Origin of the sequence: Rheinheimera sp. (assembly GCF_036568245.1) — a bacterium.
In the GTDB taxonomy this organism is placed as follows: Bacteria; Pseudomonadota; Gammaproteobacteria; order Enterobacterales; family Alteromonadaceae; genus Alishewanella.
This window is the reverse complement of the sequence record NZ_DATCSY010000358.1, coordinates 1-8877: the sequence shown is the minus strand read 5'-3', so window position 1 is coordinate 8877 and position 8877 is coordinate 1. Positions and strand designations below refer to the sequence as shown.

The following is an 8877-nucleotide window of genomic DNA, read 5'->3' as shown; positions in this document are numbered from 1 at the left end:
AAGCGGCAATGCCAGCTGGCAGGACGCCCGGCTACAAACGCCAACCGGTACCTGGCTTGAGCTGCAAAACCTGTTTGGTGAGTTGGGCTGTGACAACGGCACCATAGTGCTGACCACAGATGGTGCTAACTTACTTGGCCTGGACATCAAAGCGGTGCTTAATGCTGAACAGTTACTGGTTAACGGCACATTAAAACCAGACGCCAGTATGCCCAAAGAAGTGCATCAGGCAATGCAATTCCTTGGTAAACCTGATGCACAGGGCCGTTTTCCTATCAGATTCTGATACGATAGTCAGAGCGTAGCGCGTGCGCTACCTCTGATATCATCGAGCAGCACACTGTAATCTGTAATGGCAGGAAACTCCGTAATCTGCCGGCTTAATTGCTGGCTGTCCGGGTTAGCCACGGCCAGCAGATGTTTAATGCCAAAATCCTGAGCGGCTTTTAAAATTGGCAGGCTGTCATCAACGAATAAGGTGCGGCCAGGGTCAAACCCCAACCGCTGTTGCAATTTCTGCCACAGTGCCCAGTTTTCTTTCGTGACGCCAAACTCGTGGGTTGAAATCAAGGTGTCTATATAGCGTGCCAGCTCAGTGCGCTCGATTTTCAGCGACAGGCTACCCGGGTGGGCATTGGTTACCAGTACTACGTCACGGCCACTTTGTTTTAATGTGGTCAGAAACTCTGGCACATCAGCGCGCATGGCTATTTTATGCATCACTTCACGCTTTAGCTCGGTGATCGGTAGCTGCAGGCGTTTGCCCCAGTAATCCAGGCAATACCATTCCAGCTTACCGGTCAGCTCAGCATACTCTGCCTTAAGCTGCGCTTGCGCGTCTGCCAGGCTGATACCGCTTATCTCTGCCCAGCGTTTGGGCAGGTGCTGCAGCCAGAAATAGTTATCGTAGTGCAGATCCAGCAGGGTTCCGTCCATGTCCAGCAATACGGTATCAATTTCAGCCCAGTTCAGCATAGGTTTTTCCTGTTAATCGTTTTATAGTAACAATCTGGATTGTATCAGAGGTGGCAGCATGACGCAGCGGCAGCACGACAAACATAACAGCAAACAAAAGCCGGAAATATTAAGCGCCGATATCGTTGCCCAAAGCCGTCTGTTTAAGATTGAACAACTGGAGCTGCAGTTTAGCAACGGCGTGCAGCGCACTTATGAGCGCATGCGCGGCAGCGGGCGCGGCGCCGTCATGATTATTGCCTGCCCGGATGATGCTCACTTTTACCTGGTGCGCGAATATTGTGCTGGCACGCATGATTACCAGTTGGGCTTTCCTAAGGGCTTAATCGACCCCGGTGAAGATATTCTTACGGCTGCGAACCGGGAACTGAAAGAAGAGATCGGTTTTGGCGCGCGCCGTTTTGTACAGTTAAAGTCACTGGCGTTAGCTCCAGGCTATTTTAATGCTACAATGCATATAGTTCTGGCCTTTGATTTATATGCAGAAAGCTTAGAAGGCGACGAACCTGAGCCGTTAGAACTGGTCAGCTGGCCCCGTCAGCAAAGTAACGCCTTGCTGCAGCAGGCTGACTTTACCGAAGCCAGAAGTGTTGCCGCCCTGTTATTAGCACAGCAATATTTGGAAGTGAATCCGGATGTTTTTAAGCAGACTGCTTGACCCTGTTAAAACCGCGGCCCGCGAGGCTGGGGCAGAGTTATGGCGGTTATACCAAAGTGGTGATTTTCAGCAGCAGCAAAAAGCTGACTTAAGCCCTGTAACCAGCGCTGATCTAGCCGCAAACAGGATTATTATCAATCACTTGTCTGAACTTACTCCGAATATCCCGATTATTTCCGAAGAATCACATTTAGTGCCTTTGGCGCAGCGGCAGGACTGGCCCCGCTACTGGCTGATAGATCCGATGGATGGTACGCAAGAGTTTGTTGCCAGAAGCGGTGATTTTGCGGTCAGTGTAGCGTTGGTTGAGCATGGCTGGCCGGCGCTCGGTGTAATTTACTGGCCAAAAGAAGACATTATGTACTATGCCAGCCGGGGTAATGGTGCCTTTAAGCAACAGCGTAACCTGATTAACCGGATGAAAGTAAACCAGCATCAGGCTGGCGACACACTAAAAATCGCCATCAGCCGGCGCCAGCCATTACAGCCAATAGTCGACTTATTGCACAGCACAGAGCATGTTGAATATATCGCGCTGGGTAGCTGTTCACTAAAAAGCTGCCTGGTAGCAGAGGGTAAAGCCGATTGTTATATGCGTTTGGGGCCAACCGGCGAGTGGGATACAGGCGCCGTGCATGTAATTGTTGAAGAGGCCGGTGGCAAAATTCTTGATAGTGAGTTTACTGCGCTCAGCTACAATCAACGCGATACACTGGCGAATCCCGATTTTATGGTGATGGGGCAAGCCAGCATACCCTGGCAGCAACTCGTTAAATCACGACCTACGCAGCGAAACCTGACTGCCTGATCCTGAAAGTCACTGAATTGACTTTCAGTGTTACTTTCATTCGAATATTGAATTCTCTTAATCCTTTCAAAGTCAGTTATGACGGGCCTTTAAGGCCGATGGCATAATTTTTTGCCTATCTTTTAAAGCGAAAAAACGTTATTATGCGGTCGGGTTTTTGCACAAAGCAACAAAACTGAGTGACAAAAATACCTGAAAATTAAGTCCGCCAGAGACTGCACCCTTACCTACAGTACCCTTAGGAGTTACATCATGTCCGATCTGGATCTGAGCCAATACGGCATCACAGATGTCACGGAAATTATTTATAACCCTTCGTATGATCAGCTATTTACGGAAGAAACCCGTACTGATTTACAAGGTTATGAACAAGGCAAACTGACAAAACTGGGCGCGGTTTCAGTCGATACTGGTATCTTTACCGGCCGCTCACCAAAAGACAAATACATCGTGCGTGATGACACTACCCGGGATACGGTATGGTGGTCTGATCAGGGTAAAAATGACAATAAAGCCATTACACCAGACGTATGGGCAGATCTGAAGTCGCTGGTCACTAAGCAGTTATCCGGCAAGCGTTTATTCGTCGTAGACACTTACTGTGGTGCTAACACCGATACCCGTTTGGCGGTAAGGTTTATCACTGAAGTAGCCTGGCAGGCTCATTTTGTTAAAAACATGTTTATCCGGCCGACGGATGCCGAACTGAAAACTTACCAGCCTGATTTCATCGTAATGAATGGCGCTAAGTGCACCAACCCCGATTGGCAGCGTCACGGTCTGAATTCAGAAAACTTTGTCGCCTTTAACCTGACCGAGCGCATTCAGCTGATCGGCGGTACCTGGTACGGTGGTGAAATGAAAAAAGGTATGTTCTCGATGATGAACTACTTTTTACCACTAAAAGGCATCGCTTCAATGCACTGTTCTGCTAACGTCGGTAAAGATGGTGACGTTGCCGTGTTCTTTGGCTTGTCTGGCACAGGTAAAACCACGTTATCAACGGATCCTAAACGTCAGCTGATCGGTGATGACGAGCATGGTTGGGATGACGACGGCGTATTTAACTTCGAAGGCGGTTGTTACGCAAAAACCATCAACCTGTCAGAAGAAAACGAGCCGGATATTTACCATGCCATCCGTCGTGACGCCCTGCTGGAAAACGTAACGGTACTGGCAGATGGCGAAATCGATTTCAATGATGGTTCTAAAACCGAAAATACCCGCGTGTCATACCCGATTTATCACATTGATAATATCGTAACGCCGGTATCTAAAGCGGGTCATGCCAAAAAAGTGATTTTCTTAACAGCTGATGCGTTTGGTGTATTACCACCGGTATCGAAGCTGACAAAAGAACAGGCCAAATATCACTTCCTGTCGGGTTTTACCGCTAAACTGGCCGGTACCGAGCGCGGTATTACCGAGCCTACGCCAACCTTCTCCAGCTGTTTCGGTGCGGCATTTTTAAGCTTACACCCAACCAAATATGCAGAAGTGCTGGGCAAGCGGATGGAAGCGTCAGGTGCAGAGGCTTATTTAGTGAATACTGGCTGGAATGGCACAGGCAAGCGAATCTCAATTAAAGCCACCCGCGCTATTATTGATGCCATTTTAGATGGCAGCATAGAAAACGCCGAGTTTGTACAGCTGCCTTACTTTAACCTGGCAATGCCAACGGGCTTAGCCGGTGTTGAAGATAACGCAATTCTGGACCCGCGCAACACCTATGGCAACGCCGCGGACTGGGATGTAAAAGCGAAAGATTTAGCCAAGCGTTTTGTCGATAACTTTGTCAAATTTACCGACAACGCCGAAGGTAAAGCCCTGGTAGCCGCTGGCCCACAGCTGTAAGGTACACCACTGCCTGAAAAAAGCCGCTGTCGCGGCTTTTTTTATTTCAGCATTAACAAAGAGAATTTTGTCTCACTACTGGTAAGCAGTTAACAATCTGACTAAAGTAAAACACAGTGCAGCCGCTAAATATTGTTTAGTAAGTGTTTTCCGCCAGGCCGGTGCTTCACGCAAGCACAACTTTGCCCAAGGCATAAAAGAGGTGATTAATGTTACGCAGCATAACTATTCAAAAACGCTTATTGGCCGCTTTTGGCGCCCTGGCACTGTTATTAACTATAACTGGGGTATTCAGCTTACAAAGTATTTCCAAGGTACGCGAACAAGCCGACTTTGTTGAAACGGCCGTTGTACCCGGAGTAGCCGGTATCGGCTCGCTTGGCACTGTTATTAACCGCAATAGAGCCTTAACACTGCGCTTATTATTGTCGATTGATATTACCCAGGAAGGTGAAACGTTTGACACGATAAAAGCATTGCGGGAAGAGATCCTAAGCATAGAAAAGCCTTATGAAAACTCGATTTTTGATGCGCAGGAGCGGGTGATTTTTGGCCAGTATAAAGTGTCGCGGCAAAAATATTTTGATTTGCAACAGCAAGCAATGGATTTACTGCTAAAGGAAGAGCTGGGTGCAGCGCAGGACTTGCTTGACCAGATTAACCCTGTAGCTTCTGAAATTGCAGAGCAGCTAAAACAGTTATCAGACATAAACCACAAAGCTGCAGACGAAGCGCGTAAATCGTCTATTGCAACTTATGACAACGCAAAAATGGCCGTCATTATTCTTATCATCGTGTCAGTGGCTATTGCTGTACTGGTGTCGGTACTGATCTCGCGCAGTATCAGCCAGCCGCTAACTCAGGCCGTTGAATCTGCCCGTTATATTGCAGATGGCGACTTGACCAGGCCGTTAACGGTAGAAGGAAGTGATGAGTTAACATCTCTGGCGTCGGCGCTGTCGCAGATGCAACAGAAACTGCGTGATGCAATAAGCCATATTTCCAGCTCTTCCAGTCAGTTGGCCTCAGCTGCAGAAGAGCTTAATGTCGTGACAGACGAGTCTGCCAAAGCGTTGCAGTTACAAAACGATGAAGTGCAGCAAGCGGCAACTGCCATCACCGAGATGAGTTCTGCCGTCGATGAAGTCGCTGGTACTGCACTTAAAACATCTGAAGCGTCTGTACAATCTGCCAGCCTGGCAAAAGATGGTACGCAGAAAGTCATGCAGACCCGCAGCGTGATTGAAAAAATGAACGGCGAAGTGCGTCAGAGTACTAAAGTTATTAACACCCTGGCTGAGAAAGTGACGTCTATTAACCAGGTGCTGGAAGTTATCCGCAGCGTAGCAGAGCAAACCAACCTGCTGGCACTGAACGCAGCAATAGAAGCGGCCCGTGCCGGTGAAGCTGGCCGTGGTTTCGCTGTTGTCGCAGATGAAGTACGCAGTCTGGCGCATCGCACGCAAACCTCTACCGGCGAAATTGAGCAAATGATCCAACAGGTGCAGGGCTCTGCCAGTGAAGCCGTGAATGCGATGCAATTGATCAGCGGTAATGCAGATAATGCACAGAATGTTGTCGCCGCGGCAGCAGATGCACTGGAATTGATCGCAGAAAATATCACCGCAATCAGCGATCAGAACCATGTTATTGCCGGTGCAGCGGAAGAGCAGTCTAAAGTCGCGCGCGAAATTGATCGCAACATCGTAACTATCAGCGATCTGGCCGCACAAACTGCTGCCGGTTCTAATCAGACGACTGCCAGTGCAACCGAGTTATCGCGCCTGGCAATACAGCTGAATGAACTGGTCGGCAGGTTTAAACTATAAAACACATCCTAAAATAAAAGGCCGCTACTGCGGCCTTTTTAACATCTTACTTTTCGGTTACCTGATATACGGTTACGCTGCCGCTGACTTCATTGCTAACTATCAGCAGTGGGTTGCCGTTGGGGCTGTCACTGGCAGCAACAAACTTCACGCTTTCCGGCCCTAAATCGCCCGCCAATGGCACTTCGGTGCAGTCCATGCCTTCGCTGGTATCACATGGGTCGGCCAGTTCGTCGTCCAGTTCAAACTCAACGTCGAAGTTACGGTTATTGTAGTGGCTGACAAACGCGGCCTGGAACGGGTTGGTAACATCATACACAAACAGATCGCCTGAGCGCTCTTGCGCGATAAAGGCATAGGTTCTTCCTGCAATTGTACCTACGTCTACTGCCTCTGGCTCACCGCCTTTGTCGTCAGAGCGGTTGTCACCTTTGTTTTCGGTATGGGCGCTGTTGAAGTTATTACCTAAAATAGCGGCAGAGATACGGCCAAAATCATCACCTGAGTCATATACCTGGTTGATGTTCTGATCCCAGATTGAGAATGAGCGGCCACCGTAGGCATATAGTGATTCAACGACACCGTCGTTGTCCGGGTCTACCAATGCTGCCGTGACTTTCAGCCGGCCGAGGCCGTCATCGCCGCCTGTTGCATCGTACAATGCCTGTAACTCAGTGCTGAAGGTTTTGTTCAGTTCGTCCGGGTCGATAATATCTGCCGCGCGGATATCTTCGGAGTAGGCATCCCAATCGCGTGAGTCACCTTCATTAGCTGATACGATAAAGGTCGCGCCGTTCCACTGATAGGATGCGATGGTGTCCGGCTGATACAGGCCGTAGACACCCGGCAGCTTACGAAATGACGGCACTTCATCTTCATTGGTGTAATCCATGCTGTATTGTGACCAGTCTTTCAGTCCCAGCGCTTTTACTTCAATGGTCATATCGGTAAGATCCAGAATACCGATGGCGTTGGCCTCCTGCAGTGACACCCAGGCTTTCTTGCTATCGGCTGATACTGTGATGTATTCCGGTTCCAGATCCTGCGCCACGGTTGTGCCGGCAGGGCCGGCAAATTTCACGCCGGCAGCTTGCAACAATGCTCTGCGCTTGGTGTCGGTGTCGTAATCTGTTTCATCGAGCAAGTCGCTGCTGAACACCATATTGCTGGTCAGATTTATGGTCGCTGCAACATCTGCCGGTACACCGTCGCTCAGGCTGATGACCGAAACAGAACCTTCAGGGTCTGCCAGATAGTCAGTATCCGGTTCACCTTCGTTTGCGACCAGTACTTTGCTGCCATCAGGCGTGAACGTCAGCATGTCGGGCAAAGCACCCACACTAACCGCTTTAACAAAAGTACCGACTCCTGTTGCACTTAAGCTGTAGAACAACACAGCACCATTGTCAGTTTTCAGCGGTGCAGCAACAGCTATTGCCAGCATATCAGCGTAAATGGCAATAGAGTTGGCTTCGCCAAGGTTGATGGTAACGTCGTTGCCGGCAGCATTTTTTACCGTGACGCTGTCTGGAAAGGTAAAGGCAGTGGATGTCAGGCTGTCATCCGATACCGGGCCGCCGACAGACGTTACCGGTAACGCCGAAAGAGGGATGACTTCAATCCGGTTTTGCGCAGCATTGATGGCAAAAGCGGACTTGGATGCTTTGTGAAACTGTACAATCTCCGCCGCAGACTGGCCATATATGCCGGTGTTGAAACGGCCAACCACCGCTATATCAAGCTCGCGCGGCAGATTTTTACCGTCATCACCCGGTGTGCCGGGCGCGCCAACTTCACCTACAGGCCCTTGGGCACCATCATCGCCATCCAGTGAACAGCCGCTCAAAGCTGCCAGTACCGTCAACGCCAGCAGAGATTGCTTCATCATTGTAATTGCATCCTTATATCTGATTGAAAAACCGTGTTAAACAATCAGTTTCAGCATGCTGTATGACAATACCGTGATGTTAGCGTGATAGATTTATGACGTATGTGCTGTTGTCAGCCTGCTTGCTCTTCGTGCTGTTGCTGCAGAAACTGCTGTTTTGCAATCAGATTTATACTTTCATGCAGTTCTGAGTAAACAATCAATACCTCACCACTTTTCAACTGGCGCTTTACCATTGCTACCTTCTGCGGCAGTTCGACTTCCTGTTCGCCGTAATCTGTGCCTTCACGCAGCACAAAATACTCGATAAGGTTGTTCAGCGTGTCGTCGCTAATATCAGTGTAAGGAATAATCATAACGCTAACTGGCTCCGGATAAATTCTGGGATGCGCTGATTCAGCCAGAAGGTTGGTTTAAACACGCTGCCGCTGACAAAGCCGACATGGCCGCCGCCACTGGTCAGCTCGTAGTGAACACTGGGGGGCATTTCATCGGCCGTTGGGATCACCGCATCAGATAAAAACGGGTCGTCGCTGGAATGTATAATCAGCGTCGGAATATCAATATGCTGCAAAAATGCCTTGGCGCTGGCTTTCTGGTAGTAATCCTGCGCATTTAAAAAGCCATGTATCGGTGCGGTGTAAAGTTCATCAAACTGCTCGATGCTGCTCAGGCGCCGCACTTTTCGTGGCGTAAGCGGAATAGGGAAGTCAGGAAACTGCTTTAATTTTAACAAAGTGCTGCGTTTTAGCCGGCCTAACAGGTAGCGTTGGTAAATGCGGCTGCTGCCTTGATTGATGCGGCTGGCACAGGCCGACAGATCCAGTGGCGGGCATACTGCAACGGCCGCCGACAGCAGGTTATG

General features: G+C 49.4%; 9 protein-coding genes. 5 read left to right on the top strand and 4 right to left on the bottom strand.

Annotation, left to right across the window (positions count from 1 at the left end):
• On the top strand, nucleotides 1-286 hold a 286-nt coding region (gspN, locus tag VIN66_RS15885; protein ID WP_331924886.1), incomplete at its 5' end, for a type II secretion system protein N.
• Nucleotides 287-294: 8 nt separating this feature from the next.
• Here the strand turns inward: gspN and yrfG are convergent.
• On the bottom strand, nucleotides 295-975 hold the full coding sequence (gene yrfG / locus VIN66_RS15880; protein WP_331924885.1) for a GMP/IMP nucleotidase: 681 nt from the start codon (nucleotides 973-975) through the stop codon (nucleotides 295-297).
• Nucleotides 976-1033: 58 nt separating this feature from the next.
• Between yrfG and nudE the strand changes: the two genes are divergently transcribed.
• From nudE to VIN66_RS15860, 4 genes are all read left to right on the top strand, one after another.
• Nucleotides 1034-1633 (top strand): ADP compounds hydrolase NudE, encoded by a 600-nt coding sequence (gene nudE, locus VIN66_RS15875; protein WP_331924884.1) that lies wholly within the window; start codon nucleotides 1034-1036, stop codon nucleotides 1631-1633.
• Entirely contained in the window at nucleotides 1611-2441 is an 831-nt protein-coding gene (cysQ, locus tag VIN66_RS15870; protein WP_331924883.1) for a 3'(2'),5'-bisphosphate nucleotidase CysQ, read from the top strand. The genes nudE and cysQ overlap by 23 nt, the downstream gene beginning before the upstream one ends.
• 252 nt (nucleotides 2442-2693) lie before the next feature.
• Nucleotides 2694-4295: a phosphoenolpyruvate carboxykinase (ATP) gene (pckA, locus tag VIN66_RS15865; protein ID WP_331924882.1), complete on the top strand. Its 1602-nt coding sequence runs from the start codon at nucleotides 2694-2696 to the stop codon at nucleotides 4293-4295.
• A 209-nt stretch (nucleotides 4296-4504) separates the two neighbouring features.
• Nucleotides 4505-6124, top strand: a complete 1620-nt coding sequence (locus VIN66_RS15860) for a methyl-accepting chemotaxis protein (protein ID WP_331924881.1) — start codon at nucleotides 4505-4507, stop codon at nucleotides 6122-6124.
• Between the two features lie 46 nt (nucleotides 6125-6170).
• On the opposite strand, the gene VIN66_RS15855 is transcribed toward VIN66_RS15860, so the two are convergent.
• From VIN66_RS15855 to VIN66_RS15845, 3 genes are all read right to left on the bottom strand, one after another.
• Complete coding sequence (locus VIN66_RS15855) at nucleotides 6171-8012, bottom strand: choice-of-anchor I family protein (protein WP_331924880.1); 1842 nt, start codon at nucleotides 8010-8012, stop codon at nucleotides 6171-6173.
• 113 nt (nucleotides 8013-8125) lie between these two features.
• The gene (locus VIN66_RS15850; RefSeq protein ID WP_331924879.1) at nucleotides 8126-8368 is read right to left on the bottom strand and encodes a YheU family protein; all 243 of its coding nucleotides are present in this window, start codon (nucleotides 8366-8368) and stop codon (nucleotides 8126-8128) included.
• A partial coding sequence (locus tag VIN66_RS15845; protein ID WP_414709912.1) for a YheT family hydrolase occupies nucleotides 8365-8877 on the bottom strand: 513 nt, incomplete at its 5' end. The genes VIN66_RS15845 and VIN66_RS15850, both read right to left, overlap by 4 nt.

Excerpts from the sequence above, each read along its gene's own strand:
- yrfG (WP_331924885.1), bottom strand. The coding sequence starts at position 975 with ATGCTGAACTGGGCTGAAATTGATACCGTATTGCTGGACATGGACGGA.
- nudE (WP_331924884.1), top strand. The coding sequence starts at position 1,034 with ATGACGCAGCGGCAGCACGACAAACATAACAGCAAACAAAAGCCGGAA.
- cysQ (WP_331924883.1), top strand. The coding sequence starts at position 1,611 with ATGTTTTTAAGCAGACTGCTTGACCCTGTTAAAACCGCGGCCCGCGAG.
- pckA (WP_331924882.1), top strand. The coding sequence starts at position 2,694 with ATGTCCGATCTGGATCTGAGCCAATACGGCATCACAGATGTCACGGAA.
- VIN66_RS15860 (WP_331924881.1), top strand. The coding sequence starts at position 4,505 with ATGTTACGCAGCATAACTATTCAAAAACGCTTATTGGCCGCTTTTGGC.
- VIN66_RS15855 (WP_331924880.1), bottom strand. The coding sequence starts at position 8,012 with ATGATGAAGCAATCTCTGCTGGCGTTGACGGTACTGGCAGCTTTGAGC.
- VIN66_RS15850 (WP_331924879.1), bottom strand. The coding sequence starts at position 8,368 with ATGATTATTCCTTACACTGATATTAGCGACGACACGCTGAACAACCTT.